Raw genomic sequence first — 26,462 nt, 5'->3', positions numbered from 1 at the left:
CTGCGTCTCTGTGACAACCATTTAATATTTCAATAATTTATCAATTGTTTCTGCTAACCTTGCTTTAGCTAAAAAATCGTCTTCTAATATTTTACTCATTGGAATTGCAGTATCTAAACTCGCACAACGCATTACCGGCGCATCGAGGTCAGAGAAGCAGTGTTCTCCAATCCATGCAGATAATTCAGCACCAAAACCATTTGTTAAGGTATCTTCGTGCAAAATTAACACTCTGCCGGTTGCCTTAACGGCTGTTTTAACAATTTCTTTATCCCAAGGCTGTAGTGTGCGCAAATCAATTAATGTAGCCCCGCATTCGGGATATTCTTTCAGGTAATCCAAAGCCCAATGTACGCCCAATCCATAAGTAATGATCGAAAATTTACTTCCTTTTGAAAGTGTAACTGCTTTGCCAATTTCAGTTGTATAATACCCTTGGGGTACTGAACCGATTAAACTTCTGTAGAGATATTTGTGCTCAAAATATAACACTGGATTAGGGTCTTCAATTGCGGCCAATAACAGGCCTTTTGCATCTTCAGGAAAAGCTGGATACACGATTTTTAAACCTGGTGTTTTAGTAAACCAGGCTTCATTACTTTGTGAGTGGAACGGACCTGCACCGGTTCCTGCACCTGTAGGCATGCGTACCACCACATCAGCCTTTTCGCCCCAACGGTAATGCGTTTTGGCCAGGTTATTCACAATCTGATTAAACCCTACCGTTACAAAATCGGCAAACTGCATTTCTACCACAGCTTTAAAGCCATTTATAGATAAGCCTAACCCTGCACCCACAATGGCCGATTCGCAAATTGGAGTATTGCGAACTCTGCTCTTGCCATATTTGGTGGTAAAACCATCTGTGATTTTAAAAGCACCGCCATAATCAGCAATATCCTGCCCCATTAAAACCAGGTTAGGGTATTTTTGCATGGCCAGATCCAATCCATCGGTTATGGCATCTAAATATCTTTTTTCTGTAGAGGCTTCAACAGGCAGCGTTACTTGTTGCTCATAAGGAAAATACATATCGTTTTCTTCCAGAAGCAGCATCTGCAATAGGTTCTTCTTCATTAAAAGCTTCTTCAACTTCCAATTCTATAGCTCTTTTTACCTGGATTTTGATGTCAATAATGCCATCGGGTGATAAAATACCCTGTTCAACTAAGTAGGCTTCGTAATTGTTTAACGGATCTTTCTTTTCCCACGCATCAAACATTTCTTGCGGAACATATTTAGTGCCTGATGCTTCTTCATGGCCCCGCATTCTGAAAGTCATGCATTCTACCAAAACAGGTCTGGGATCTTTTCTAATTTCATTGGCCAGCTGATTAATGGTATCATAAACTTCTAGCACATTATTTCCATCTATCTGAACACCTTCTATCCCATAACCAATTGCCTTATCAACCAGGTTTTTGCACCTAAATTGTTCTGATTTTGGAGTGGAAAGGCCATATCCATTATTTTCGATGAGAAAAATAACAGGAAGCCCCCAAACTGCGGCAACGTTTAATGCTTCATGAAAATCACCTTCGCTGGTGGCACCTTCTCCTGTATAAACAAGGGTTGCATGTTGCCTATTGGCTAGCAAATCTGCCAATGCAATACCATCTGCCAAGGCCATTTGTGGGCCAAGATGCGATATCATCCCAATGATTTTATAATCTTGTGTGCCGAAATGAAAGGATCGATCACGACCTTTAGTAAACCCGGTAATTTTGCCCTGCCATTGAGCCATTAATTTCTTTAAAGGAATATTGCGCGAAGTGAAGACACCCAAATTACGGTGCATCGGTAAAATGTATTCATTGCCATGCATCGCTAAAGTACTGCCTACTGCAATGGCTTCCTGACCGATTCCTGAAAACCATTTTCCAATTCTCCCCTGGCGTAGAAGTTTGAGCATTTTCTCTTCAACCATTCGGGGATAAAGCAATCTTTTATATAAATTCAGCAAGAATTTGTTGTCTTTATCGCCTCGATTGAAATGCATATGGGTTATTTAACTGATTACCTCTTATTAAGACTCCTTACTTTTTTTCAGCTCTTCCCATTGTTTGGCAAAAGATTTATCGGCAACTTTTGGCATTTCACGATATTTACCCCAACTCCTTTTGAAAAATCTTTTGAGCATGAAGTTTTTAAAATTTCCACCAAAAAAATCCATCCATTTGCGTTTTAGCATCATTTTGCTAAACATACTCCAGCCAATTTCCTCTTTCTTTCCATTTTCATGTCCTGCTGCGGCATCTCTTCGGTTAAGTAGAAGCATTTTGTGGATATCTATTTTAACTGGGCATACTTCAGAGCATTTTCCGCAAAGACTTGATGCATAGCTTAAATGTTTAAACTCCTCCATGCCCTTTAAATGAGGAGTAATTACAGAGCCAATCGGACCACTATAGGTTGTATTATAGGTGTGTCCACCAATATTTTTATAAACAGGACATGCATTTAAACATGCACCACAACGGATGCAGTACAAACCCTGTCTCTGGTCTTTTTGTGCCAATAAATTGGTGCGTCCATTATCCAGAAGGATTACATACATTTCCTCAGGACCATCTGTTTCATTTGGTTGGCGGGGGCCACTTAAAATAGTATTGTAAACCGTTAAATTTTGTCCGGTTCCATGCGAGGCAAGTAGCGGCCAAAACAGATCCAAATCTGCCATAGAAGGAATTACCTTTTCGATGCCTACAATAGCAATGTGGATTTTAGGAAAAGTAGTGCTTAAACGTGCATTACCTTCATTTTCTGTTAGGGCAATACTTCCTGTATCGGCGATTAAAAAATTTCCACCACTGATGCCAATATCGGCTTTCAGGTATTTATCGCGAAGTAATTCTCTTGCTTTTTGTACCAGTTGAGGAGGAGTGGCATCGATAGGTGTGCCAAATTTATCGTGAAATAGCTGTGCAATATCTGTTGCACTGAGGTGCATAGCAGGCGTAACAATATGGTAAGGGGCCTGACCAAGCAATTGAACAATGTATTCGCCCAAATCGCTTTCTAACGATTCTATATTGTTTTTTTCCAGGAAATCGTTTATGTGGATTTCCTCTGTGGTCATCGATTTTGATTTGATAACCGTTTTGCCATTGTTTCTTTTAATGATATTGAGGATTTCCTGCTGGGCTTCTTCCGCATCGTTAGCCCAAATTACTTTGCCGCCTCGCCGTTGGAAATTTGATTCGAACTCAGGTAAAAATTTATCAAGATTTTCCATTACACGCCACTTGATTACGTGTGCTTTCTTTTTGGACGCCTCTAAATTTTCGAATTTTGACAAGCCGCGCTCAACAGCTGCATTGTATTTTCCAATATTATAATTTATGGTTTTACGATGCGGTAAATCGAAAGCTTTCTCGTCAGACTTTTCTAAAAATTCTTCAGCAATATTCATCAATAGTTATTTTGTAATAGGTTAACGAATATTAACTGATTTTAGTTTTTCGTTACAACATCAAAGATAGGAAACCCTGTTGAGTTTATTTTTAGAAATTAATACAAAGAAGTAGTTGTGATTTTGGGAGAATATTACCAGGTAACTTTAGTCATGTATTTTTTCACTATTTCATCATTCGAAATGAGATTTAAATCTAATTCCATACTTGTTGCTATAATGATTCTGTCAAAAGGATCTCGATGTAAAAACGGTAGCACTTTAAGTATTTTCAGCGTTCCGTAATCTATTGGAAGTATGGTAATGTTGATGCTGTTGCAGGAATCTATGAGTTCGTCTAATGAATATTCTAATTGTAACTTGCCTAGCGATTGCTTTATGGTAATCTCCCATAAACTCACAATGCTTAGATAGATTTGAGTAGTAGAATCTTCTAAAATTTTTCTTGCTGTTTCAGATAGTGCAATATTATCATCTTGCATCCAAAGTAGAACATGGGTATCAAGCAGATATTTTTTCACTACATGTAATCTCTAAAATCATCCAGTGGAGCGTTAAAATCCTCGCTCATTTTCATTTTTCCTTTAAGTAGGCCAAGTTTTCTTTGTTGCTTTTCTTCATTTTTTTTATTTACTTTTTTTTGCAAAATAAAATCGATAAAGTCTTCCACCTCTTGCTGATAGGCAATAGGCATCATGTTAATTTTTTCTAAAATATGCAACTGATTCATATACTTACTTTTATCAAAAATACCATTTTAATCTTGAAAATAAAAAGATACGCCTTTAGGCATAAAAAAGCCCCGACATTTTATCGAGGCTTAATATTTTATTTTTTTGGATTCCCTTTTCCGTCCATATCTACTGCCGGTCTTTTAGCTCTGTTGGCCAATTCCCATGCGGTAAAGTAGGTTAGTTTTGCTCTTTTTGCCAAAAGCGGGAAATTTATTTTGCTTACTTCATCACCCGGTTTATGGTAGTCTTGCTGTAACATCCCATCATAATAGAAAATAATCGGAATACCTAATTTAGCAAAGTTATAGTGATCAGAACGGTAGTAAATTTGTTCAGGATCTTTTGGATCATCGTATTTATAATCCAGTTTCATTTTGGTATAAGTTGCATTAACCTGCTCGCTTAATTTACCTAAATCGCTGCTTAACATGTTCGATCCTACAGAGTAAATGTAGTTTGCAGAATCTGGTTTACCCAAATATTCCTCACCAGTACGGCCAATCATATCTGTATTTAAATCAGCAATTGTGTTTTCGACAGGAAAAACCGGATGCTCCGAGTACCATTCAGAACCCCATAATCCTTTTTCCTCACCAACAACGGTCATAAATAAAATACTGCGTTTAGAACCTTTACCAGCCTTTTTAGCATCTGTAAATGCTTTTGCCATTAATAAAACGCCAGTAGTTCCAGATCCATCATCATCAGCTCCATTATTCACTTTATCTTTTGCATTTGGATCAGTTTCAAGTCCAATATGGTCATAATGACCTGTAAGAATTAATACTTCTTTTTTAAGTACCGGATCTGTTCCTTCTAAATAACCAAGTACGTTTTCACATCTTACCGGAGTTTCGGTTTTTGCTGCGCTGGCTGAAAATGGTACATTTAATACTTGCGACGCTGGGGCCTGGCTATCTACAATTTTCTTTTGTAAATCTGCAACAGTAGTATTAAATGCCTTAAACAATTCATTGGCCAACGCAACTGAAATAGATACACGAGGGATATCATTCTGTTTTTGAGCCTCCATAGCAGCATTGGTTTTAACCATTACTCTGCCATTTTTAAGCGTTTGTTTTGTATTTTCAGTTATTCTGTCAACAGCTGGATCGATCAGAATAATCGCTTTCACATTGTTTTCTGCAAAATATTTTGCTCTAGCCTCAAGGGTAGCACGATAAGCAGCTCTGTCAATTCTTGTCCCTGGTTTCAAAGTTGGGTCGCCGCCATTGAACATGATTACTACTTTACCTTTAATATCGGTACCGGAGAAATCGTTATAAGTATCTTTTTTTATACCATAACCGATAAATACAAGTTCATTGGCTGAAAATGTAAAACCTTTGTCGCTGATTAAACTTGGCGAAACCAGGTAATCTTTTTGGTATTCTTTTGGCTGTCCGTTTACGGTAACATGACTTTCTTTAAGCGTTACGTTAACAAGGTCGATTTTCTGAAAATAACTGCCATTTACAGGGGCTTTTAAACCTAAAGATTTAAAATAATCGCGGATATAATCAGCAGCCATCCAAGCTCCTTTTGTGCCTGTTTCGCGACCTTCATATTCATCAGATGCTAAAACAGAAAGGTGTTTAAATGCATTTTCGGGATTGATTGCCTTGCTAAATTTTATTGCATCCTGATTAGGCGCAAGTGGCTTAATTTGACTAAAGCAACTCGCCGAAACCAGCGAGGCCAAGCCAAGAGTTAAAAACTTTTTGTTCATTATGATAATAGTTAGTTGAGTTCTTGTTAACACGAAATTTTTTCAACCCTGTTTTGGTGGCGACCGCCTTCAAATTCAGTGGTTAAAAAAGTTGTCGCTATTTCTTTTGCCAGTTCTTCCGAAACAAATCTTGCCGGAATACATAAAACATTTGCATTATTGTGTTTACGTACTAAAGAAGCAACTTCATTTTCCCAGCATAAACCAGCCCTAATGTGCTGATGTTTGTTTGCAGTTATAGCCACACCATTTGCCGATCCGCAAAGTAAAATTCCGTAGGTAAAATCTCCATTTTCAACAGCAGCAGCAACTGGATGAGCGAAATCTGGATAATCCACAGAATTTTCAGAATAAGTACCAAAATCTTTTATTTCGTAATGCTGTAAAAAATCTTTTAGTAACTCTTTGTACTCAAAGCCCGCGTGATCCGCTCCAATAGCAATTTTAATTTTTGTATCAGACATGATCAAATTTATAGAGAATTATGAAATCCGTTCGTAATGTTTTTGTTAGTTAGCATAGAAAGCTGCTTCTGCTTTTTTCTTCTTTTTTTCAATGTAAGCCGAAACAAAGATACTTGCCTCATACAATAAAAATAAAGGAGCTGCTACAGTCAACATAGTTAATATATCGGGTGTTGGTGTAACAATTGCAGCAATAATCAAAATGATTACAGTTGCGTATCTTCTGCTCGATCTCATCAGTTTTGGAGTCATTAACCCCAGTTTTGATAGGATAAAAATAATGATCGGAAGTTCAAAAATAATACCTGTTCCTAAGGTTAACGTAGCTATGGAAGATACATATGAATCAATTGTAAAGGTGTTTTTGATTTCAGAACTTACTGTATAACCTGTTAAAAAATTAATAGATAGTGCACAAATAATGAAATACCCAAATATGATCCCGATGATAAAAAGTAACGATGCAAAGAAAACAAAACCGCTGGCCGATTTACGTTCTTTTTCATGTAATGCCGGCTTAACAAAGCGCCATATTTCCCACAATAAGTAAGGGAAGCCAAGTATAATACCACACATCACACAAACGTTCAGTTGTAAATTAAACTGACCAGCCATTTCTGTATTTATAATTTCCCCATTGATTTTAGTGATACACATATCCTTTCCTAAAGAAGGGAAGTGTTCAACCAGTTTACACATCATGCGATAGGTCCAGAAATCTGGTTTTTTTGGCCCGAAAATGATTTTATCCAGGATTTCTTCATTGAAGTAAAAAGCGATACCCGTAAAAACGGCAATGGCAATTACGGCTCTGATTAAATGTTTACGGAGAACATCCAGGTGATCGAAAAAAGACATTTCTGCCTCTAATGTGGTGCTCTTTTGCCCGATAGCTTTTGTAAGTAGATTTTTTTTAGTGTCGCTCATGTTGAAAACAAAAATACCATTCTATTTGAATAGAATGGTATTTACGTGTTAAATATAGAAATAGTTTATATTATTCTGAGAAATGCTTTAATATATTAATGAAATTATCACTTAATTAATTGTAGTGGCCTCTTAATGAATGAACTTTGATCATTTGATCTATTTCTAAAACTTCGTAAATAATTCGATGTTCTGAATTTATCCTTCTGGACCATTTACCTGTAAGGTTATACTTTAATGCCTCGGGTTTCCCTATTCCTGCGAAAGGAGTGTCCCTAATAGAACTTAAAAGGCTATGAATCTTCTTTTGTATAGTTGTATTTCTTGATTTCTTCCAAAAATCTAAATCATTATTAGCGTTTGGAAGAAAAACTATTTCCATAGATTTTCCAAATCAATTTTGGTGAATTTTCCTTCTTTAAAATCTTTATCCCCATCTAAGATTTTTTCTACAAATTCTGGATTATAGGGTTTTTCTCTTTTTTCAAAAGAAATTTTCATTGCTTTCAACACCTGTTTTACTGCATTTAATTGAGCCTTATTTTCTGGGTGTACAATTAATGTTTCCATATTCAAATTTAATGAAATAATTCTAAAGTTTTAATAAAGAAAAATCCCATTCTGTTTTATCAAAATGGGATCTAAATTTATAATAGTTTATATTATTCTGAAAATTCAAACGTTTCCATAAACTTTGTGGTGAAATTTCCTGCTCTAAAGTTAGGATCTTTCATTAACTGCAGATGGAAAGGGATTGTTGTTTTCACTCCTTCAATTACAAATTCGCCTAGAGCACGCTCCATTGTACAGATTGCTTCTTCACGTGTTTGTGCAACACAGATTAATTTGGCAATCATTGAATCGTAGTTAGAAGGAATAGAATATCCAGCGTAAACGTGCGTATCTACACGAACACCATGACCGCCTGGAGAGTGGAAATTGGTGATTTTACCTGGTGAAGGACGAAAATTGTTCGCTGGATCTTCTGCATTGATACGGCACTCAATGGCATGCATGTCAGGGAAGTAGTTTTTACCGGAAATCGGAATTCCGGCAGCAACTTTAATCTGTTCTTTAATTAAGTCGAAATTGATTACTTCTTCGGTAACCGGGTGCTCTACCTGGATACGGGTATTCATTTCCATGAAGTAAAAGTTACGGTGTTTATCAACCAAAAATTCGATTGTACCGGCACCTTCGTAACTAACAGCCATTGCTCCTTTAATTGCAGCCTCGCCCATTCTTACGCGGAGTTCGTCGGTCATAAATGGAGAAGGAGATTCTTCAACCAACTTTTGGTGACGGCGTTGGATAGAACAATCGCGTTCTGATAAGTGACAGGCTTTGCCAAACTGATCGCCGATTATCTGGATTTCAATGTGGCGTGGATCTTCAATGTATTTCTCTAAATATAAACCATCGTTACCAAATGCTGCACCTGATTCCTGGCGGGCACTATCCCATGCATTTTCGAAATCTTCATCTTTCCAAACAACACGCATACCACGGCCACCACCACCGGCAGTTGCTTTTAGTATAACCGGGTAACCCATTTCGTTAGCAATTGCAATACCTTCTTTAACGCTGGTAAGCAAACCTTCCGATCCTGGAATGGTAGGTACACCAGCAATTTTCATGGTTTCTTTTGCAGAGGCTTTATCGCCCATGCCGTTAATCTGCTCTGGAGTTGCACCAATAAATTTGATGTTGTACTCGCGGCAAATGTTAGAAAACTTAGCATTTTCTGATAAGAAACCATAACCTGGGTGTATGGCATCGGCATTAGTTAATTCTGCAGCCGAAATAATATTTGGAATATTTAAATAAGAATCTTTACTAGGTGGGGGGCCAATACAAACAGCCTCATCAGCAAAACGTACGTGTAAACTTTCGCGATCTGCGGTAGAGTAAACAGCAACCGTTTTGATGCCCATTTCCTTACAGGTACGGATAATACGCAAAGCGATTTCACCCCTGTTGGCAATTAGTATTTTTTTAAACATAATTTTTTAATTGATGATTACACAGATATTATGATTATACCGACTATTTTGGCACTATCATCAAGCTATGAAAACAAATTAATCTGTGAAATCAGCTTCTAAATAGGTTCTACTAAAAATAACGGTTGATCGTATTCTACTGGTGATGCATTATCAACCAAAATTTTAACGATACGGCCAGAAACTTCACTTTCAATTTCGTTGAAAAGTTTCATTGCCTCAATAATACAAACTACTTTACCTGTGCTAACTTCGTCACCAACATTTACAAACATTGGTTTTTCCGGGCTAGCTGAACGGTAAAAAGTACCGATCATTGGCGATTTAATTGTTAAGTATTTTGAAGTGTCTTCTGCAGCTGGTACAGCAGGTGTTGCTGCAACTGGAGCAGTAGGAGCTGTGGCAACAGGGGCAGCAGCCTGTACAAGCGGAGCCTGTGGTACGGTAGCATGCACAACTGTTGGTGCTTGGTTTGTTTTGATCGTGATTTTGAAGTTTTCCTGCTCAATAGCAACTTCATTTACTCCAGAACGAGAAACAAATTTAATCAGTTCCTGTATTTGTTTGATATCCATTTTTTAGGCTAGTTATGTAAAAAATAGTGTTTATTGAATTAACTAAGTTATACTTTTTTTGTTTTATTTTTATCTGCAACCACTTAAGGTTGACGGTTTAATAGTTGATAGTTAATGGCTATGATGCTTTATCAAGCAGCTAATTAACTCCAAACTCCAAGCTCTCAACTCATTACTTGGTATCGTAAGCCCATTTAAGGTAAATCGAACCCCAGGTAAAACCACCGCCGAATGCAGCTAAAACGATGTTATCGCCTTTTTTTAATCTGCTTTCCCATTCCCATAAACATAAAGGTATGGTTCCGTTGGTTGTATTTCCGAAACGTTCAATGTTGATCATTACCTTGTCTGTAGTAACGCCCATGCGGTTTGCAGTAGCATCAATAATGCGTTTATTGGCTTGGTGAGGCACTAACCACGCAACATCATCAGCAGTTAAGCTGTTACGTTCCATAATTTCAGCAGCTACATCAGCCATATTGGTTACCGCAAATTTAAACACTGTAGGGCCTTCCTGATGCGCGAAATGTAACCTTGCATCAATGGTTTCGTGGGTTGCCGGCATAACCGATCCACCTGCTTTCATGCCTAAGAAATCTCTTCCAGAACCATCTGTTCTTAAAATAGAATCCTGTATTCCTAAACCTTCTTCGTTTGGCTCTAACAAAGCACAGCCACAGCCGTCACCAAAAATAATACAAGTGGTGCGGTCTTCATAATTAATGATCGATGACATTTTATCGCCACCAACTACTAAAACTTTTTTGTGCCTTCCTGATTCTACAAATGATGCACCAGTTGAAAGGCCGAATATAAAGCCAGAACAAGCGGCCTGTAAATCATAACCCCAAGCATTTGTAGCACCAATTTTATCTGCTAAAACGTTTGCAGTTGCGGGGAAAGTAAAATCTGGTGTAGTGGTGCAAAAGATAATCAATTCAATTTCTTTTGCATCAATACCTCTTTTTTTAAGCAAACCATTTACAGCATGTACAGCCATATCAGATGTGCCTAAACCTTCTCCTTTTAAAATTCTGCGTTCTTTAATTCCCGTTCTGCTGGTTATCCATTCATCCGAAGTGTCAACAATGGTTTCTAATTCTGCGTTTGTAAGCACATAATCGGGAACGTAACCATTTACTGCTGTAATAGCAGCGTGAATTTTACTCATTTTAAGAATTTTAATAAATTATTTAAATGCAATTCTAATTTTTTCTACCAATCCAGTGGTAATCATTTCTCTTGATTGTAGAACCATATTTTTAACCGCTAAAGGACTTGAAATTCCATGTCCGATAACAACAGGAGCGTTAACGCCTAAAACCGGACTTCCACCGTACTGTTCGTAATTAAAACGATCGAAGAACTCATCTTTAAGTCCTTTTTTGATGGTAAGCACATAAAATGATTCTGCTAGTTTTAGCATTACATTTCCGGTAAAACCATCGCAAACAATCACATCAGCCTTATCATTGAACAAATCTCTTCCTTCAACATTGCCTACAAAGTTAAATAGGTTGGTATCTTTCATCAACGGGAAAGTAGCCATGCTAAGCATATTACCTTTTTCATCTTCTTCGCCAATATTCATCAGCGCAACTTTTGGCTCGTTTATCTGCAATAAATTTTCTGCATATAAACTGCCCAAAACGCCAAATTGTAATAAAATATCGGGTTTGCAATCGGCATTTGCACCTACATCTAATAATAAGCCAGTGCCGCCTTTAATTTTTGGAAGAATTGTACATAAACAAGGGCGGATAATGCCCGGAATGGTTTTAACGCTAAAAACAGCGCCAACCAACATTGCTCCAGAGTTACCTGCACTTGCAAATGAATCGAGTTTCCCTTCTTTTAAAAGGTTAAATCCAACTGCTATGCTCGAATTCGGTTTCTGAACGATTGCTTTGGTGGGATGTTCGCCCATACCAATTACTTCATCAGTATGAACGTATTCAAAGTGATCTGGATTAAAGCCCTCTTCTGCAAGAATGGGTTTAATCTGTTCGGTATCGCCAATAAGAACTAAATGCTCTCCAGCGTTAAGCGATTGATGAGCAGCTATTGCTCCCAAAACAATTGCTTTGGGAGCATAGTCTCCGCCCATTATGTCGAGGCCTATTTTCATAGAAAAAATCTGTTTGTGTTAAGTCAGGTGTAATCCTGAATTTTTCAGTTGACTAAGGTATGACTAAAGCCGCTGAAAACACAAACAATTTTTTAAGAAAATTACCCAATCTGAGTATTTTCGATAACCAGTTTGCCGTTGTAGTATAAGTTACCATCAACGTTGTAAGCACGGTGAGGTACGTGGATAGCACCTGTTGCCGAGCATGTTGCTAAAGAAGGAGTAACAGCTTTATAGTGTGTTCTTCTTTTATTTTTTCTCTGTTTCGAGATTTTCCGTTTTGGATGTGCCATTGGTGTATAATCTAATTATTTTTTTAACTTATTAAGGGCTTCCCAACGTGGGTCGCTTGTTTGTTCATTTTCTTCTGCCTGCTTCTCGATCGATAATTGGTTTAAACGATCAATCATTTCCTGATCGCAATCCTGATCTGCCTGCTCGCAGTTTTTGATATAAGGTACCGCTACGTTAATCATTTCGTATAAAGGGCCCGATATATCAATCTCGGTATCTTTGCGGCTAAGCGAGATAATTTCTTCATCATCACTTTCCAGTTCATCTTCAGCAAACTTTACAATCTGACGTTCGTAAAGATTTATAGGTAAAGAAAACTCAGATAAACATTTATCGCAATCCAAATTAACTGTACCAATAACTTTGAATTTTAGCAGTAACATGGTCTCTTGTTTCTCAAGTTCCAGGTCTACCTTCAAATTTCCGCTTTTGATTAACGAATACTCAAATGCATTAAAAAAGGTATCATCAAGCTCATAATCAAACTGATGAGTTCCCAATTTTAATCCGGTAAACGGTAATGAAAATTGTTTTAGTGGGTTCAAAGTACTGTAAAATTTTAGCCTGCAAATGTAGGGATAAAATAATTAGATTAAAAATGTTTTTTAAAAATTGTTCGCGTTAATCGGACAGGTTTTCAGAATGTTAATTGAATTGGTAATTTTTTGAAAATGAGTTTCAATACATTTATTGGTAATCTTCTTAGTCATGATTTGTAATCCCCGACTCAGAATAAAAAATTTTATTCATTTAGTGGAATGTAAAATCAACAGTTTATTGAAGCGAAATTGTAAACCCAACCAACAAAAATTATTGATCAGCCAATACCATTTCCTTGTTATTTCTGCTCCATTCGCTCCATGAGCCAACATAAAGCTTAGGAATTGGTAAGCCTGCGTAATCCATAGCCAATAGCGTATGGCAGGCTGTAATGCCTGTAGCCACAATGTACAATTACATTTTCTGGTTTAACCAGAGCCAAAGCCTCAGTGTATTTCTCTTTCAAAATTTCAGGCTCAAGGAAAGCGCCATTAGCATCTAAATTTTCGGTGTAAGGAATGTTAGCTGCGCCTGGGATATGCCCTGCAATTATATCGATAGGCTCTGTAAGCCCTGCAAAACGGTTTGCATCGCGCACATCAATTACAATGTAATCGTCGGTTTTAGCCACTCTTTCAACTTCTTCTATATCTGATAATGGTAAGTTCCAGGATGTGATTTCATATTTATCGACAGATTTTGGAATTTCCACTTTATCTGTAGTCGGAAAACCAGCTTTAACAGCCGCCTGGAAGCCTCCGTCAATTACCTGCACTTTTTCATGACCAATAGATTTTAGCATCCACCAGAGCCTTGCAGCTGCATTGCCACCATTTTTATCGTCGTAAACAATTACACGACTGCCTTTCGTAATACCCAGCTGCTGTAAAACAGTAGAAAATTGCTCGAAAGTTGGTAAAGGGTGTCTGCCACCAGAAGCATAATCACCAATATTTGCTAAATCTTCATTTACATCGGCAAAAAGTGCACCCGCCAAATGTTGTTGGTCATATCTCATTTTAGAGCCTGCGCTTGCATCTATAATCACGATTTCATCGTCTTGATTTAACCAGGTTAATTCTTCTGGTTTTATGATAGGTGATAATTTCATTCTTGAATCTTTAAATCAAAGATAAATAAATTTGAAGTTAAGGTTAAATAAAGTACAGCTAGCTAATAATTGAAGGTTATCAATTCCTTTTAACATCTCTTAATAGTGCCCATAGCCCCAAAACTGGTCCAACAGCCAAAACCATATAAAGATAATGCGGATTCATTTCTTTTGCCAAAAGATTAATTACCTGGATGCTAATAATCGTGATGGCAAAACCGATACAGTTTACCAATGTTAATGAAGTTCCTCTTAAACTTGCCGGTGCATGTTTCGCAATCAACGAAGAAAACAAAGGAGAATCTGCTGTGCCCGCTAAGCCCCAGCAAAATAAAAAAATAATGAAAGGGTATAAAGTGCTGCTGAAAAGTAAAACAGGCGTAAGCAGGCAGCATAATCCGGATATTGCCAAAGCAATGGTGGCGATGCGTTTAGCGCCGAATTTTTGGGATAGTAAGCCGCCAATCATGCATGATAAACCGCCTGAAGCAATAACCAAAAATGAAAAAAGCGGAATATTTAGTGTAGTATTTGGGTGTTTGCTATTAAAAAGTAACAACATACCTGGTAAAAAAGCCCAAAAGGTATACAGTTCCCACATGTGCCCAAAATAACCAAAAGCTGCCGAGCGGAAACCTTGATTTTTGAAACCATCAAAGCAGGAGCGGAAATTAAATTTTTGTCCAACCGTTCTGAAAGGGCCATTAGGAACCAAAATGAATATCGCTAATGCACCGGTTACTGATAGGGCTGAAGTAGCAAAAATAACATAGTGCCAAGGGAAACTTGCGGTAAAAGTTTTCAGCAGGTGTGGAAAAGCGGTTCCGAAAACTAAGGCGCCAACTAAAAAGCCTAGTGATTTTCCTAATCCGTCTTTATAATAATCTGAAGCAATTTTCATCCCAACCGGGTAAATGCCTGCAAGCATAAATCCTGTTAAAAATCGGAAAAGCAATAGTAAGCGTACATCTGCTAATTCAAAACAGATACCCAGGTTAAACAATGCTGCTGCAATTCCACAGATGAAGAACACTTTTGAGGGTGAAAACTGATCGGATATGGCAAAAATTGCAAAAACTAAGGTTCCACTAATAAAGCCAAATTGTACCATGCTGGTAAGATTGGCCAACAGGTTAGTTTCTGCAGGAAAATTTTTAATGATATCGGGTAGTACTGCATTTCCAGCAAACCACAAAGATGTACACAGAAACTGCGCGATAACTATTGTTGGGAGAATGTGGTTGTTTTTTTTAGTGCTGCTCATTTTGATTTGATGCACAATTTTAACTAAAATAAAACTGATAGTAGTGGAAATACTTTTTGATATGGTGCTTTAACATGCCCAGCATAAAAAGACTGAAACGATAGGAGGACTTTCAGAACCGATGGAACACAAAAACTTGCTTTACAAAAAAAGAGTTCACCCACCTAAATCCTTTAGTTTATTGGGGCTGTGGTGGGGTGTATGAAGTCGGACGTGGTTATTGCATCCTATCGTCCATCTCCTTTGGTCTTTCAGCCTAATCTTTCTACTCTTTACAAACCTTCTACCTTAAGAAGCATCATCTTTAATATCGAACTGAGTTTCTACAACCTTACCGCCCGAACGCAACTGATTGGCCAACATTTCTTCCTGCTCTCTACGGTTTTTTACAATGTGGATGGCAGCAAATAACGCCTCTGTAAATGAAGTTGAATCAGCGAGGTCTTTACCTGCAATATCGTAACCTGTTCCATGATCGGGAGAGGTACGCACAAAGTTTAGGCCTGCAGTATAATTTACACCATTATGAAAAGCCAAAGTTTTAAAAGGAATTAATCCCTGATCGTGGTACATGGCCAAAACCGCATCGAATTGTTTGTAGCTGCCATTGCCAAAAAATCCATCAGCAGGGTATGGCCCGAAACATACAATCCCTTTATCGTAAGCCTCCTGTATGGCGGGAGTTATAATTTCAGCTTCTTCTGTGCCTAATAATCCGTTATCGCTGGCATGAGGATTTAAACCCAGTACAGCAATTTTTGGTTTTTCAATCCAGAAATCTTTTTTCAAACTTTCATTTATCAGCTTTAATTTACTGATGATTTTATCTTTTGTAATGGCTGTTGGAACATCTTTTACAGGGATATGTCCGGTAACTACACCAACTCTTAAATTTTCACTAATGAGGAACATCAGCACATCTTTACTGCCACTTTTTTCCTGTAAATATTCGGTGTGGCCCGGAAAAGCAAAAGTATCTGATTGAATGTTATGTTTATTAATAGGAGCGGTAACCAGGGCATCAATATCTCCGTTTACCAGATCGGCAGTTGCACGCTCTAACGATAACAGTGCATATTTACCTCCTGTTGGCGTAATCTGCCCCAACTCAATTTTAACATCTTCTTCCCAACAATTTATCATATTGGCTTTTTTAGGCTGCGCCTGGTTGGCCTGATTGATTACATTAAAAGTAAAATCGCCCAGATTGTTTGCTTTTCTATGGAAAGATGAAACCTTGGTGTGGCCATAAACAATTGGTGTGCAATAATTTAAAATAGCAGGGTTGGATAATGTTTTAATGATTACTTCTAAACCAATGCCGTTCACATCGCCTATACTAATGCCAATTTTAAGTTTATCGCTCATAATTACTGGAAAATTTTAGCGCAAATTACTGATTTTCGATTAAACAGGTGCTTACCGGATAAAAATTAGTTATTTTGTATAAAATAGAGTAGCCACGGAAACACCGTTTACACGTAAAGAAAATAGGGTTATCCTATCTTTCATTGCATTTTTTCTGTGCCTCAGTGGCAAAATAAAGCGTAAAGATGAGTTTAGTTAAAGCGAAAAAACATTTAGGTCAACATTTTTTAACCGATAAAGGCATTGCCAACCGTATTGTAGAGGCTCTGGTGAACTCGGATAAATATAACCAGGTTTTAGAAGTTGGCCCTGGTATGGGAATCCTATCTGATTTTTTGCTGCAACGTAAAGATTTAGAAACTTATTTAATCGATATTGATACAGAATCTTTCCATTTTCTGAATGAAAAATATCCTCAGTTGGGCGATCGCCTGATTAACGGTGATTTTTTAAAGTTCGATTTTGATGCTATATTCCCTGGTCAGTTTGCCATTATAGGTAATTTTCCATACAACATATCTTCTCAAATTCTATTTAAGATTTTAGATAACCGCAACAAGGTGGTAGAAATGGTTGGGATGTTTCAAAAAGAGGTTGCACAACGTTGCGCGGCACCTGCGGGCAATAAAGAGTATGGCATTTTGAGCGTATTTCTCCAGGCTTATTATAAAATCGAATATCTTTTTACGGTTAAACCGGGTACATTTAATCCACCACCAAAGGTACATTCGGCCGTAATCCGTTTAACCAGAAATGAAGTGGAGACTTTAGATTGCGATGAAAAATTATTCTGGCGTGTGGTTAAGGCAGGTTTTAACCAACGAAGAAAAACTTTGCGAAATGCGGTTTCGGCAGTGATGCCAAAAGACAAAATGGACGATCATATTTACTTCGAGAAACGTGCTGAGCAATTAACCGTGGCTGATTTTGTAGCCTTGTCGCAGCATGTGAGTAAGTTGATGGCTGTATAATATTGTAATCGTCATCCTCAGAAATAGGTTAAAAAAACAAATAAGTTAGTATAACAGGTTTGGGCAAATCGTTACTTCCAACTCAATGGATTCGTAATACAATAAACTTAAAGTTCCATTTTAGGGGGAATTACAACCAATTTTCTCGCCCGTGTTTTCTTGCAAATCCGTGATTATTTTCATTGAATTTCTACCTTCCTTTGCGACATATTTTAAACGTCATGGTTAATTACAGCGAAATTTTCAGCGAGCAGGGAATGGATTATCAAACCTATCGTGCATTGGTCGATCAACTTTTGTTGGAAGGAAAGGCAACTGGAGAAGTAAGTTACGATTTGCACTACACTAAAATGAATGTGCAAAGGATGAGCCGCGTGGATAAAACGATTAGCTTAAATGATGAACTAACATCAACAGTTAATCAGCTTAAAGAAAAATATAAATTTTTAGTGATTACAGAGGGTTGGTGCGGCGATGCTGCGCAGATTATTCCAATTTTTAATAAAATTGCTACTGCATCATTGGGTAAAATAGATTTGAAATTTGTTTTACGCGATAAAAACCTTCCATTAATTGATGCGCATTTAACAAATGGAGGAAGGGCTATTCCGGTTTTAATTGTATTAAATGAATCGGCAGATCAAGTTTTGGCAACTTGGGGTCCACGGCCACAAATTTTGCAGGAGCTTTTAAAAGAGTGGAGAAAAGAAAGTACTGATATGCCTATTTTGGCAGAAAAACTTCATGGCTGGTATGCAAAAGATAAAACGCAAACTACACAAACCGCAGTAAACGAGCTTTTAAAAGGGCTTGAGATTTAATTAATCTTCAATTGATTTTAAAACAGCTTCAAGTTCTTTCTCTGAGATAGAATCCTGGTCTGATTTATCATAAATAGATAAAAGATAAATTCTTTTATTAACGATACGTATTTTAGTGATTAACCTAGCGCCACCGGATTTGCCTTTTCCTTTACTGGAAATGGCTATTCTAATTTTATAACAATCGCTACCGATAGGACTGCCCTGTATTGGGTTTAACTTTAGACTTTCTACAAAAGCAATGACATCACTTTTGGCCGACTTATGTTTTTTACAGAGTTTCTTGAATTCTTTATTGAACAGGGATGATGTAAATACATCAAATTTCATTTATTAAATCCTCAAACCTTTTTAATTTAATCTTTCCTTGTTCAGCTAATTCTGTTTCTTTATAAGCATTTGCTAAATCATTGAGGTATTCATCATTTGATTGCTCAATGTTCTTAATTTTAATTCCCTTAATGTTCTTCAATGTTTCCAAAATTGAAAAAGCATTATCATCTTTTATTTCTAATGTAACTTGCATAGCTTTAATTACTTATCTAAAGATAGCGATTTATTTCAACAAAAATTCATGTTTAATCAACAGAAACAGTTAATCCTTCTTGCTGTAAAATTTTGCGGTAAACTTCCATTTCTGTAAATGATCCTTCTAAAACGGGGCATTTCCCATCATTATGCACTTTCCATGCAATTTTTTCGGCCTGCTGATTCGTTATAATCCAAATATTTCATCATACAATAAATCACATGATCGAAAGTATTGATATCATCATTCCACAAAATAAGGCGATGTACAGTTTTTAGGGAAGTTAAAATTTCTTCGAGCGTAAAGGTCTCTTCTTTGGTTTCTGTAGACATGGTGCAAAAATAAACAATAATTTATAAGATTTGACCTATTGGATATTAGATTTTAGGATATTATATTGGATCTCATCTCTCAAATCTCGCCGCTCATATCTTTTTTAATTAACTAACTTTGTTTAACCAAAATATAAATACTCAACATGCACCAGTCTAAAATTGCCGGAATAGGTTACTATGTTCCGAAAAATGTATATACCAATGATGATTTAAGCCGTTTTATGGATACCAACGATGCGTGGATCCAGGAGCGTACCGGTATAAAAGAACGTCGTTTTGCCGACCGCAATGAAGAAACCACCACAACAATGGGCATCGAGGCTGCTAAAATTGCCATTGAAAGGGCTGGAATTACCGCAAAAGATGTCGATTTTATAGTTTTTGCTACCTTAAGTCCTGATTATTATTTTCCTGGATGTGGGGTATTGTTGCAACGCGAAATGGGGATGGGTGAGATTGGTGCTTTGGATATCAGAAACCAATGTTCGGGCTTTGTTTATGCACTTTCGGTAGCCGATCAGTTTGTTAAAACGGGTATGTACAAGAATGTTTTGGTAGTGGGGAGCGAGAAACATTCGTTTGCAATGGATTTTGAAACAAGAAGCCGGAATGTATCAGTAATTTTTGGTGATGGTGCCGGGGCTGTGGTGCTACAACCTACTAATGAAGCTGGAAAAGGAATTTTAAGTACACATCTCCATAGCGATGGTGCTGATGCCGAAATTTTGGCCATGTATTACCCAGGTTCTCATGCCAATAAATGGCTCAAAGATAAACCAGCTTATCCGGAGCAAGAATTGGGTGGATTATTTATGACACAAGAGATTTTAGAAAGTGGCGCCGCTTTACCTTATATGGATGGGCCATCAGTTTTTAAAAAAGCAGTTGTAAAATTTCCTGAAGTAATTAAAGAGGCCTTAGCGGCTAACAATTTAACAGAAAAAGATATAGATTTGCTTGTGCCGCATCAGGCAAATTTGCGTATTAGCCAGTATGTACAGCAGTTGTTGGGCTTAAATGATGATCAGGTATTTAATAATATTCAAAAATACGGCAATACCACAGCGGCATCTGTTCCAATTGCTTTATGCGAGGCTTGGGAAGCAGGAAAAATTAAAGATGGCGATTTGGTTTGTCTAGCTGCTTTTGGTTCGGGCTTTACCTGGGCCAGTGCATTAATTAGGTGGTAACCATAGGTTCGTTATTTAGGGCGAAGTACCACGAAGTTGAGAATTAATATCGATTCGTGATTTCGATCATTTATTGTGTAAACTTTTCGTGTTAAAGGTTCTTAAGAATTGATGGGCTGCAAGAAATCGTCATTCCCGCCTGCGCGGAAATGACGACATATTCTATTCTGATGTTTGTTTACTTGAGCGTATTGGAAGCCCCTAGTTTTGCGTTTTTGGCTTAATAAAATCAGCCAGGTAACTGCACTCTCCTGCTGCAACAGCATAGTAAGGGGTTTTGGCATAATTAAACCTTAGCTCTTTTAGGTAAGGATTATTATAATTCGCCTTAATAAAATTTCTCCATTTCACATCTTTTTTATCGTAATAGTAAAATGATAGTGGATTAGCATTCATAATAATCTGTTTTTGCAAACATTTGGCCAACATAAACGTGCATTTTGCTTTAAAATCGGCATTTGTGCTTAAAGCCCTCGCTTTTAAATACCAGGCTTTTGCAGTTTGAGCTTTTTTATAATCTCCGTCATATACATACCTGGCCGGGTTACCATTGTCGTAAGATGACCAATCATAACTGATTAAAAACCAACTGTTGCCGAAATATCCTGTTTGATATACAGCATTGGCCATTTTATAATAATAAAGCGCAGCATTTTTTTTGTCGCTAACGGCTAATTTCTGTAAACGGAGCATTTCTGCAGCAAAAGTCTTTTTGCTAACAGAAGCCTTGGCGGTTACGTATTTTTTAGGGTAATCGTTTATCGTTTCGATAAAAGGATTGGCATACAATTTTGAATTTGATTCAGATCCATACCAATTCTCAGGGCTGAAATATTTGTAGGCTGGCGAAACTTTTGCAAACATTTGAACGGCCTTGTCATATTGGTGTGTACGCAGATATGTAGTGCCAAATAATTCGTAAAAATCGTCATTTTTAAGCTGGTTTAAGGCCGAGGCCAATAAAGCCGTTACATCATTTCCGGCTGATTTGGTTTTATACACGGCCAATCCCTGCATACTTTTCGGACTTAAGTTTTTCTGCCAGAAAGCTATGCTTTGGTAACTCATATTCTGAAAAAGCGAATTCTCTTTCAATGTTTTATATACTAAATCACCTTTAACCATAGCCAGGGCCGCTTTAGCCGTATCGCCCATGTTTAAATAGGCTGGTGCTAGTATTTGTTGGTAAAAATTTCTGGTTGTTCTGCTAAAACGCTTTTCTGCCTCATCGGTATCATAATCGTACTGGCCTTTAGGCTGGGTATTGTTTTCTGCAAAACGCTTTTCATCAAGCCATTTCAATGTTGGCAATAAATCATTCTCGTTAAAGGGATTTCCTTTTTTGATGTTTTTAGCCTTAATCAGTAAATCTGTAATGCGGTATTGATCGCGTAATCTTTCTGGTAATTTATCCGGTTTTAAAATGGCAAGATAATTTGAAGCCATAAAATCTTTATTCTCCATCCATGATAAATATGCTGCAGTTAATGTACCCAGTTCTGGTTGCGGATATTTTTTTTCGGTGGCCAGTTTTACTGCAAAGTTTCTGATTTCATTCAGCCGCTTTAAGTTTACCGTTTTTAAACTGTCTTTATATTTAGGATTGCCATTATCCGAAAAATAATAGTTGTAACCAACCTTGGCAATATCGTTCGCCTCAATTAAATCTTGCTCCAGTTTATTTACCTCGCGTACCAGCAAAGTGCCGTTTAATATACTTTTTGGTTCGTACTGATAAACCTTATTTAAACTTTCCAAACCCGAATCGGTATTACCAAATCCGTTTATGGCCCAAATATTGGCTTTTTCATTATTGGTTTTGGCATATTTTAATGCACCATTAACTGGCGAACTGGTATAATAATAATTTTTATAAGCCTGTACCCTGTGCGTTCCGGATTGCTTGCAAAAACCTTTGAGAATAAAAATGCAGATTCTTCAGGATTTCCCAATCTTCGGGTAGATCCTGCGTAAAGTGCCAGTGCCCAGCCTTTAACCGCACTATTAACCTTACTGGTTTTAATGTATTTATCGTATGTAGATTTACTTTCAGTATGATAACCAGCAAAATGAAACATTCGCTCAGCCTGGTAGGCATAACGTAATTTCAGGAAATCGTCTTTTTCATCTTCTGTCAATTTTAGTCCTTCTTTAGCCTTCGATTCCATTGTAATGGTATCACGTGGTTTAGCATCCCAAAGGCTAAATTCAACATCGGCCAAAGGCTCACAGCTTTTGGCAAACAGGTAATACTTTAAAGATTCTTTACGTTTGCCTAGGGCCTGGATAAAACTGTTTTGTTGTAAACTATCTGGTAGTTGCGAAACATTACCATTAAAGCTGATCAATTTTACATTGGTTGCGCTATCTGTTTTATACATAACTTTTAGCACATCATCTTTTTTTACACTCAGGTATCTGGCCCATTCGCGGCTGTTAATATCTGACTCACTTTCTACATCCGTTTCACTGTTCAGGTAAACCATTTGGTTATAAGCAAATGGAGCATATTCATCACCTTCAACATTATTGTGAAAGTAAGTAATGTAATAATCATAAGGATCTATCTCGCCACCACAGGCAAGATTTACGGCAATTTCGCCGAAAAATGCAAGCAGGAAGATACTAAAAATTAGCGATAATTTTTTGAAGGTTTTCATTGGTAAAATGTTTTAATAGGTCGGTGTCTAAATGGTAGAAAACAAGATTCCAGTCTTTAGGGCTTAAATATCGGGATAAAAATTTGGAGGTAACAAGTAAATCTTCCGCAGAAATTTGTTCCCATCTTACTACATCTCCCTGTTTTAATCCGGCTGTTGGATAATCAACCAATAAATCATAAAGAATGGAATTTCCTCTTTGCTTAAAAAGTTCTTTATCTTCAATTTGTGTTTTGCCTATCCTTTTGGAGATACCAGCGTACTGCTCTTTCCTAAATACTACTGCCCACTCAAAAACCGGTAGGGCAACATCAAGCGGCAAAGGATAATGCTCAAGAAAATCTTTTAGGTAAAGATCCATTTCATGCTGATCCAATATCGAATTTTGTTCGCCATACTTACGTAGATTACCCATGTTGTAGCACATTAAAATGGCTTTTTCTACTGGAGGTACGCCACTTGATACCAAATTTTTAACCTGATGCAAGCGAAGGGTAACCGAAATGTTTTTATCTTTTAGCAGCGCATTGGCCTTTAACTGCTCAAGAAATTTAAAATACCGGTTTCTTGTGCCTTTTGTCCAGTCGCAATCAATCTGCAGTTCCTGGTAGTTTTGTTTACCTGCCTGATTTACTTTAACAGCTACAAATTTTGCAATCCGATCGGCCATTACAGCAGTTTGTATCGTATCAATCTTATTAAAAACGTTGTTAACAATAAAAACAACAGGTATAATATTAACCGTTTTGGGTAGCGGATCAGAAAATTTAATTGGCGAAACGGGTACCGGCAATTGTAAATCAGGATTAAAATCTACATCCATAATCCGCACATATAAAGATTGTGCTTTAAAATGATCGAGATAGGCGGTTTCTGCTTTTCTGTTATGATAATCTGTTTTCCAATAATAAAATGTAGGGTGCACTGTTGATTTTTGCTTACATCCAAAGATGAAAAATACAGAAATCACTAAAATACTTATCTTGCGCATATCAATTTTATTGAGGCAAAAGTAGTATAAAATGCGAGCAGTTTTACAAAGAGTTACACATGCAAGTTGCACGGTTGACGACCAGATAACAGGGGCAATTGGAACCGGGTTTTTGGTATTGTTGGGTATTGAAGATGCCGATACCTTAGAAGATCTGGATTGGCTGGCACAGAAAATTATCGGTATGCGTGTTTTTGGCGATGAAAACGGATTAATGAACAAGGCCCTTGCCGATGTAGGTGGTGATATTTTACTCATCTCTCAGTTTACATTATTCGCCGCAACCAAAAAAGGAAACCGACCAGGTTTTACAAAGGCGGCCAAACCAGACGTGGCCATTCCACTTTATGAAAAAATGATCGCAAAACTTTCTGATTTGTTGGGCAAGCAAATTAAAACAGGTGTTTTTGGTGCAGATATGAAAATTGCGTTACTAAATGATGGCCCGGTTACAATTATCATTGATACGAAAAACAAAGAGTAGCGCATTATTTATTTTAACAACCCAATTGCTTGTAGATAATACAGTTATGAAAAATAATATGAATTTTGGAAAGTTAAAATCCAACGCTTTGGATTTAGGTGTACTTGTGTTCTTTGTTATTTTAAAACTGGTTTTACCCTTTCTCCTTGTTAATGCGGCGTACAGTTTGCATCGCGATGAGTTTTTGCATTTAGATCAGGCAAAGCATTTGGCTTGGGGTTTTCAGAGTGTACCTCCGGTAACCTCCATATTTGCGTTGATTATTAAATTTTTGGGTGGGAGCGAGGTGGCCGTCCGTTTGGTTTCTGCCAGTATCGGAGCGGCAACCCTGGTATTCAGCTGGAAAATTGTAGATGCGCTAAACGGTAATTTATATGCGAAAGTGTTGCTTGCAATTGCTTTAATATGCAGTGCAATTGGACGGTTAGATTTACTTTTTCAACCAAATGCTTTCGATATTTTAAGCTGGACGGCTGTTTATTACTTTTTAATCAGGTTTTTTAATACAAAAGAAAACAAATTCCTCTATTTTACAGGCATTGCACTTGGGCTTGGCTTTTTAAATAAATATAGTATTCTATTTTTAGTTGCAGGTTTAATTCCCACTTTGTTAATTTCGAAACAAAGGCAGGTTTTCAGCAATAAAAACCTCTATTTGGCTACTGTGCTGGCTTTACTAATAATGCTACCCAATCTTATTTGGCAATATTCACATCATTTTCCGGTTGTGGGACACATGAAAGAATTGGCGGCAACCCAATTGGATAAAATTAACCGGATTGATTTTTTGAAAGAGCAGCTACTCTACTATTTCAATGTTATTTTTATTGTTTTGAGCGGAATAATTGCGCTATTGTTTTATAAACCTTTTGCTGCTTACCGTTGGCTAATTTTTAGCTTTATAATTTCAATTTTCTTGTTTACCTGGTTTAGGGCAAAAGGGTATTATGCTGCGGGATTGTATCCTGTAATTATTGCGGCTGGCTGTACTTGTTTCGGCTTTATTTTTAACAATGGCTGGAAAAAATATCTTAAAGCATTAATTGTCGTTTTACCCATTATACTGTTTAGCCTCACCATGAAATTTGCTTATCCGGTATTAAGCCCACAACAGATTATAGCCCAACATGATAAATTTGCCAAAATCGGCATGCTGCGTTGGGAAGATGGTTTACAGCACGATCTGCCTCAGGATTTTGCCGATATGCAAGGCTGGAAAGAAATGGCTGCCCTAACCGATATTGCTTATGCAAGGGTTAAAGATAAATCGGCTGTGTTGGTTCGTGCAGATAATTACGGAGAGGCCGGAGCCATTAATTATTATTCGAAGTTTAAAAACATCAATGCTGTTGCCTATAATGCCGATTACCTGTACTGGTTTAAAATGGAAAAACCGGTTAAATATTTGATTTTAATCAGAGAACCAAATGAAGAGGACCCGCAACGTAAAAAAGAGCAGCCCTTTTTTGGTAAGATTACCAAAATTGGAGAGGTAAGTACACCCTATGCCAGAGAAAAAGGCGCAAGCGTTTTTTTACTCGAAGATGCCAATATTGATATTAACAGCAGAATAAAAGCAGAAATAGAAGAAGAAAAAAATGACCATTAACGAAGCACAGGAAACAGTAGACCGTTGGATTAAAACCACAGGAATCCGTTATTTTAACGAACTTACTAATACCGCAATCCTTATGGAAGAAGTAGGGGAAGTAGCCCGCATTATGGCCCGGAAATATGGCGAACAATCTTTTAAGAAAAGTGATGAAGAAGTGAACCTTGCCGATGAAATGGCCGATGTAATGTTTGTTCTAATCTGTTTGGCCAACCAAACCGGTATCAACTTAACGGATGCGCTGGAAAAAAATTTAGAGAAAAAAAGTATCCGCGATGCTGACCGGCATAAGAATAACAAGAAGATAAACCCCTAAATTA

30 protein-coding genes and 1 pseudogene are annotated in these 26,462 nt (G+C 37.3%); 6 read left to right on the top strand and 25 right to left on the bottom strand.

Translation table 11 applies throughout. The annotated features are described in order from the left end of the window. Positions 1-21 precede the first annotated feature (21 nt). The 19 genes from AC0IWE_RS26540 to pdxA all read right to left on the bottom strand — a co-directional run bounded on the left by AC0IWE_RS26540 (position 22) and on the right by pdxA (position 16,549). Positions 22-1,077 carry an alpha-ketoacid dehydrogenase subunit beta gene (locus AC0IWE_RS26540; protein ID WP_471795396.1) on the bottom strand — a complete coding sequence of 352 codons (1,056 nt, stop codon included), beginning with the start codon at positions 1,075-1,077 and terminating at the stop codon, positions 22-24. Continuing rightward, a complete protein-coding gene (locus tag AC0IWE_RS26535) occupies positions 1,016-1,999 on the bottom strand; it encodes a thiamine pyrophosphate-dependent dehydrogenase E1 component subunit alpha (protein ID WP_471795395.1) in 984 nt (327 codons plus the stop codon). Before AC0IWE_RS26535 ends, AC0IWE_RS26540 begins: the two co-directional genes overlap by 62 nt. Before the next feature lie 27 nt (positions 2,000-2,026). Next, positions 2,027-3,412 carry a LutB/LldF family L-lactate oxidation iron-sulfur protein gene (locus tag AC0IWE_RS26530; RefSeq protein ID WP_463497516.1) on the bottom strand — a complete coding sequence of 462 codons (1,386 nt, stop codon included), beginning with the start codon at positions 3,410-3,412 and terminating at the stop codon, positions 2,027-2,029. 134 nt (positions 3,413-3,546) lie between these two features. After that, a complete protein-coding gene (locus tag AC0IWE_RS26525; RefSeq protein WP_471795394.1) occupies positions 3,547-3,933 on the bottom strand; it encodes a type II toxin-antitoxin system VapC family toxin in 387 nt (128 codons plus the stop codon). Further along, the gene (gene vapB / locus AC0IWE_RS26520) at positions 3,933-4,142 is read right to left on the bottom strand and encodes a type II toxin-antitoxin system VapB family antitoxin (protein ID WP_055913060.1); all 210 of its coding nucleotides are present in this window, start codon (positions 4,140-4,142) and stop codon (positions 3,933-3,935) included. The genes AC0IWE_RS26525 and vapB overlap by 1 nt, the downstream gene beginning before the upstream one ends. A 98-nt stretch (positions 4,143-4,240) precedes the next feature. Further along, a complete protein-coding gene (locus AC0IWE_RS26515; RefSeq protein ID WP_471795393.1) occupies positions 4,241-5,875 on the bottom strand; it encodes a M28 family peptidase in 1,635 nt (544 codons plus the stop codon). 26 nt (positions 5,876-5,901) lie between these two features. Next, on the bottom strand, positions 5,902-6,339 hold the full coding sequence (gene rpiB / locus AC0IWE_RS26510) for a ribose 5-phosphate isomerase B (RefSeq protein WP_055913055.1): 438 nt from the start codon (positions 6,337-6,339) through the stop codon (positions 5,902-5,904). A 45-nt stretch (positions 6,340-6,384) separates the two neighbouring features. Beyond that, positions 6,385-7,266 carry a twin-arginine translocase subunit TatC gene (gene tatC, locus AC0IWE_RS26505; protein WP_055913052.1) on the bottom strand — a complete coding sequence of 294 codons (882 nt, stop codon included), beginning with the start codon at positions 7,264-7,266 and terminating at the stop codon, positions 6,385-6,387. Positions 7,267-7,381: 115 nt separating this feature from the next. Continuing rightward, positions 7,382-7,648, bottom strand: coding sequence for a Txe/YoeB family addiction module toxin (locus tag AC0IWE_RS26500; protein WP_471795392.1), 267 nt, complete (start codon positions 7,646-7,648; stop codon positions 7,382-7,384). Beyond that, positions 7,639-7,836: a DUF2683 family protein gene (locus AC0IWE_RS26495; protein ID WP_463497503.1), complete on the bottom strand. Its 198-nt coding sequence runs from the start codon at positions 7,834-7,836 to the stop codon at positions 7,639-7,641. The genes AC0IWE_RS26500 and AC0IWE_RS26495 overlap by 10 nt, the downstream gene beginning before the upstream one ends. Before the next feature lie 92 nt (positions 7,837-7,928). Beyond that, the gene (accC, locus tag AC0IWE_RS26490; RefSeq protein ID WP_055913043.1) at positions 7,929-9,269 is read right to left on the bottom strand and encodes an acetyl-CoA carboxylase biotin carboxylase subunit; all 1,341 of its coding nucleotides are present in this window, start codon (positions 9,267-9,269) and stop codon (positions 7,929-7,931) included. A gap of 98 nt (positions 9,270-9,367) precedes the next feature. After that, positions 9,368-9,844, bottom strand: a complete 477-nt coding sequence (gene accB / locus AC0IWE_RS26485) for an acetyl-CoA carboxylase biotin carboxyl carrier protein (protein WP_055913040.1) — start codon at positions 9,842-9,844, stop codon at positions 9,368-9,370. 172 nt (positions 9,845-10,016) lie between these two features. Further along, entirely contained in the window at positions 10,017-11,015 is a 999-nt protein-coding gene (locus tag AC0IWE_RS26480) for a beta-ketoacyl-ACP synthase III (protein ID WP_055913038.1), read from the bottom strand. 18 nt (positions 11,016-11,033) lie between these two features. Then, complete coding sequence (plsX, locus tag AC0IWE_RS26475; RefSeq protein ID WP_055913035.1) at positions 11,034-11,972, bottom strand: phosphate acyltransferase PlsX; 939 nt, start codon at positions 11,970-11,972, stop codon at positions 11,034-11,036. Positions 11,973-12,073: 101 nt separating this feature from the next. Continuing rightward, a complete protein-coding gene (gene rpmF, locus AC0IWE_RS26470) occupies positions 12,074-12,265 on the bottom strand; it encodes a 50S ribosomal protein L32 (RefSeq protein ID WP_025143959.1) in 192 nt (63 codons plus the stop codon). Between the two features lie 15 nt (positions 12,266-12,280). Continuing rightward, positions 12,281-12,811: a YceD family protein gene (locus AC0IWE_RS26465; protein ID WP_055913032.1), complete on the bottom strand. Its 531-nt coding sequence runs from the start codon at positions 12,809-12,811 to the stop codon at positions 12,281-12,283. Between the two features lie 332 nt (positions 12,812-13,143). Then, positions 13,144-13,917, bottom strand: coding sequence for a sulfurtransferase (locus AC0IWE_RS26460; RefSeq protein ID WP_471795391.1), 774 nt, complete (start codon positions 13,915-13,917; stop codon positions 13,144-13,146). A 79-nt stretch (positions 13,918-13,996) separates the two neighbouring features. Further along, positions 13,997-15,181 carry an MFS transporter gene (locus AC0IWE_RS26455; RefSeq protein ID WP_471795390.1) on the bottom strand — a complete coding sequence of 395 codons (1,185 nt, stop codon included), beginning with the start codon at positions 15,179-15,181 and terminating at the stop codon, positions 13,997-13,999. Between the two features lie 288 nt (positions 15,182-15,469). Continuing rightward, positions 15,470-16,549 (bottom strand): 4-hydroxythreonine-4-phosphate dehydrogenase PdxA, encoded by a 1,080-nt coding sequence (gene pdxA, locus AC0IWE_RS26450; RefSeq protein WP_471795389.1) that lies wholly within the window; start codon positions 16,547-16,549, stop codon positions 15,470-15,472. A 185-nt stretch (positions 16,550-16,734) separates the two neighbouring features. Between pdxA and rsmA the strand changes: the two genes are divergently transcribed. Then, complete coding sequence (gene rsmA / locus AC0IWE_RS26445) at positions 16,735-17,520, top strand: 16S rRNA (adenine(1518)-N(6)/adenine(1519)-N(6))-dimethyltransferase RsmA (protein ID WP_471795388.1); 786 nt, start codon at positions 16,735-16,737, stop codon at positions 17,518-17,520. A gap of 221 nt (positions 17,521-17,741) precedes the next feature. Continuing rightward, the gene (locus AC0IWE_RS26440) at positions 17,742-18,341 is read left to right on the top strand and encodes a thioredoxin family protein (protein ID WP_471795387.1); all 600 of its coding nucleotides are present in this window, start codon (positions 17,742-17,744) and stop codon (positions 18,339-18,341) included. On the opposite strand, the gene AC0IWE_RS26435 is transcribed toward AC0IWE_RS26440, so the two are convergent. The 3 genes and pseudogenes from AC0IWE_RS26435 to AC0IWE_RS26425 all read right to left on the bottom strand — a co-directional run bounded on the left by AC0IWE_RS26435 (position 18,342) and on the right by AC0IWE_RS26425 (position 19,202). Next, a complete protein-coding gene (locus tag AC0IWE_RS26435) occupies positions 18,342-18,671 on the bottom strand; it encodes a type II toxin-antitoxin system RelE/ParE family toxin (protein ID WP_471795386.1) in 330 nt (109 codons plus the stop codon). Next, positions 18,661-18,867: a hypothetical protein gene (locus AC0IWE_RS26430; RefSeq protein WP_055913015.1), complete on the bottom strand. Its 207-nt coding sequence runs from the start codon at positions 18,865-18,867 to the stop codon at positions 18,661-18,663. The genes AC0IWE_RS26435 and AC0IWE_RS26430 overlap by 11 nt, the downstream gene beginning before the upstream one ends. 52 nt (positions 18,868-18,919) lie before the next feature. Continuing rightward, a pseudogene (locus tag AC0IWE_RS26425) lies at positions 18,920-19,202 on the bottom strand (ATP-dependent Clp protease adaptor ClpS). A 146-nt stretch (positions 19,203-19,348) separates the two neighbouring features. On the opposite strand from AC0IWE_RS26425, the gene AC0IWE_RS26420 reads away from it, so the two are divergent. Beyond that, a complete protein-coding gene (locus tag AC0IWE_RS26420) occupies positions 19,349-20,395 on the top strand; it encodes a 3-oxoacyl-ACP synthase III family protein (RefSeq protein WP_471795385.1) in 1,047 nt (348 codons plus the stop codon). 201 nt (positions 20,396-20,596) lie between these two features. On the opposite strand, the gene AC0IWE_RS26415 is transcribed toward AC0IWE_RS26420, so the two are convergent. From AC0IWE_RS26415 to AC0IWE_RS26405, 3 genes are all read right to left on the bottom strand, one after another. Beyond that, entirely contained in the window at positions 20,597-22,153 is a 1,557-nt protein-coding gene (locus AC0IWE_RS26415; RefSeq protein ID WP_471795384.1) for a hypothetical protein, read from the bottom strand. A gap of 71 nt (positions 22,154-22,224) precedes the next feature. Beyond that, positions 22,225-23,055 carry a hypothetical protein gene (locus AC0IWE_RS26410; RefSeq protein ID WP_471795383.1) on the bottom strand — a complete coding sequence of 277 codons (831 nt, stop codon included), beginning with the start codon at positions 23,053-23,055 and terminating at the stop codon, positions 22,225-22,227. Further along, positions 23,021-24,046, bottom strand: coding sequence for a hypothetical protein (locus tag AC0IWE_RS26405; protein WP_471795382.1), 1,026 nt, complete (start codon positions 24,044-24,046; stop codon positions 23,021-23,023). The genes AC0IWE_RS26410 and AC0IWE_RS26405 overlap by 35 nt, the downstream gene beginning before the upstream one ends. A gap of 31 nt (positions 24,047-24,077) precedes the next feature. Here AC0IWE_RS26405 and dtd point away from each other — a divergent pair, with 31 nt between their 5' ends. Genes dtd through AC0IWE_RS26390 form a run of 3 tightly spaced genes read left to right on the top strand, consistent with a single transcriptional unit; the run spans position 24,078 to position 26,458 of the window. Next, positions 24,078-24,530 carry a D-aminoacyl-tRNA deacylase gene (gene dtd, locus AC0IWE_RS26400; protein WP_471795381.1) on the top strand — a complete coding sequence of 151 codons (453 nt, stop codon included), beginning with the start codon at positions 24,078-24,080 and terminating at the stop codon, positions 24,528-24,530. A gap of 46 nt (positions 24,531-24,576) precedes the next feature. Next, positions 24,577-26,139, top strand: coding sequence for a glycosyltransferase family 39 protein (locus AC0IWE_RS26395; protein ID WP_471795380.1), 1,563 nt, complete (start codon positions 24,577-24,579; stop codon positions 26,137-26,139). Beyond that, a complete protein-coding gene (locus tag AC0IWE_RS26390; RefSeq protein ID WP_055912997.1) occupies positions 26,129-26,458 on the top strand; it encodes a nucleotide pyrophosphohydrolase in 330 nt (109 codons plus the stop codon). The genes AC0IWE_RS26395 and AC0IWE_RS26390 overlap by 11 nt, the downstream gene beginning before the upstream one ends. Positions 26,459-26,462 lie beyond the last annotated feature (4 nt).

Source organism: Pedobacter sp. AC402, assembly GCF_979252805.1.
The sequence above is the reverse complement of the archived record's forward strand: the minus strand, read 5'-3'. Positions and strand labels throughout refer to the sequence as shown.

Coding starts and splice junctions, on each gene's coding strand:
- AC0IWE_RS26540 (WP_471795396.1), bottom strand. CDS start 1,077: ATGAAGAAGAACCTATTGCAGATGCTGCTTCTGGAAGAAAACGATATG.
- AC0IWE_RS26535 (WP_471795395.1), bottom strand. CDS start 1,999: ATGCATTTCAATCGAGGCGATAAAGACAACAAATTCTTGCTGAATTTA.
- AC0IWE_RS26530 (WP_463497516.1), bottom strand. CDS start 3,412: ATGAATATTGCTGAAGAATTTTTAGAAAAGTCTGACGAGAAAGCTTTC.
- vapB (WP_055913060.1), bottom strand. CDS start 4,142: ATGAATCAGTTGCATATTTTAGAAAAAATTAACATGATGCCTATTGCC.
- AC0IWE_RS26515 (WP_471795393.1), bottom strand. CDS start 5,875: ATGAACAAAAAGTTTTTAACTCTTGGCTTGGCCTCGCTGGTTTCGGCG.
- rpiB (WP_055913055.1), bottom strand. CDS start 6,339: ATGTCTGATACAAAAATTAAAATTGCTATTGGAGCGGATCACGCGGGC.
- tatC (WP_055913052.1), bottom strand. CDS start 7,266: ATGAGCGACACTAAAAAAAATCTACTTACAAAAGCTATCGGGCAAAAG.
- AC0IWE_RS26500 (WP_471795392.1), bottom strand. CDS start 7,648: ATGGAAATAGTTTTTCTTCCAAACGCTAATAATGATTTAGATTTTTGG.
- AC0IWE_RS26495 (WP_463497503.1), bottom strand. CDS start 7,836: ATGGAAACATTAATTGTACACCCAGAAAATAAGGCTCAATTAAATGCA.
- accC (WP_055913043.1), bottom strand. CDS start 9,269: ATGTTTAAAAAAATACTAATTGCCAACAGGGGTGAAATCGCTTTGCGT.
- accB (WP_055913040.1), bottom strand. CDS start 9,844: ATGGATATCAAACAAATACAGGAACTGATTAAATTTGTTTCTCGTTCT.
- AC0IWE_RS26480 (WP_055913038.1), bottom strand. CDS start 11,015: ATGAGTAAAATTCACGCTGCTATTACAGCAGTAAATGGTTACGTTCCC.
- plsX (WP_055913035.1), bottom strand. CDS start 11,972: ATGAAAATAGGCCTCGACATAATGGGCGGAGACTATGCTCCCAAAGCA.
- rpmF (WP_025143959.1), bottom strand. CDS start 12,265: ATGGCACATCCAAAACGGAAAATCTCGAAACAGAGAAAAAATAAAAGA.
- AC0IWE_RS26460 (WP_471795391.1), bottom strand. CDS start 13,917: ATGAAATTATCACCTATCATAAAACCAGAAGAATTAACCTGGTTAAAT.
- AC0IWE_RS26455 (WP_471795390.1), bottom strand. CDS start 15,181: ATGAGCAGCACTAAAAAAAACAACCACATTCTCCCAACAATAGTTATC.
- pdxA (WP_471795389.1), bottom strand. CDS start 16,549: ATGAGCGATAAACTTAAAATTGGCATTAGTATAGGCGATGTGAACGGC.
- rsmA (WP_471795388.1), top strand. CDS start 16,735: ATGAGTTTAGTTAAAGCGAAAAAACATTTAGGTCAACATTTTTTAACC.
- AC0IWE_RS26440 (WP_471795387.1), top strand. CDS start 17,742: ATGGTTAATTACAGCGAAATTTTCAGCGAGCAGGGAATGGATTATCAA.
- AC0IWE_RS26435 (WP_471795386.1), bottom strand. CDS start 18,671: ATGAAATTTGATGTATTTACATCATCCCTGTTCAATAAAGAATTCAAG.
- AC0IWE_RS26430 (WP_055913015.1), bottom strand. CDS start 18,867: ATGCAAGTTACATTAGAAATAAAAGATGATAATGCTTTTTCAATTTTG.
- AC0IWE_RS26420 (WP_471795385.1), top strand. CDS start 19,349: ATGCACCAGTCTAAAATTGCCGGAATAGGTTACTATGTTCCGAAAAAT.
- AC0IWE_RS26410 (WP_471795383.1), bottom strand. CDS start 23,055: ATGAAAACCTTCAAAAAATTATCGCTAATTTTTAGTATCTTCCTGCTT.
- AC0IWE_RS26405 (WP_471795382.1), bottom strand. CDS start 24,046: ATGCGCAAGATAAGTATTTTAGTGATTTCTGTATTTTTCATCTTTGGA.
- dtd (WP_471795381.1), top strand. CDS start 24,078: ATGCGAGCAGTTTTACAAAGAGTTACACATGCAAGTTGCACGGTTGAC.
- AC0IWE_RS26395 (WP_471795380.1), top strand. CDS start 24,577: ATGAAAAATAATATGAATTTTGGAAAGTTAAAATCCAACGCTTTGGAT.
- AC0IWE_RS26390 (WP_055912997.1), top strand. CDS start 26,129: ATGACCATTAACGAAGCACAGGAAACAGTAGACCGTTGGATTAAAACC.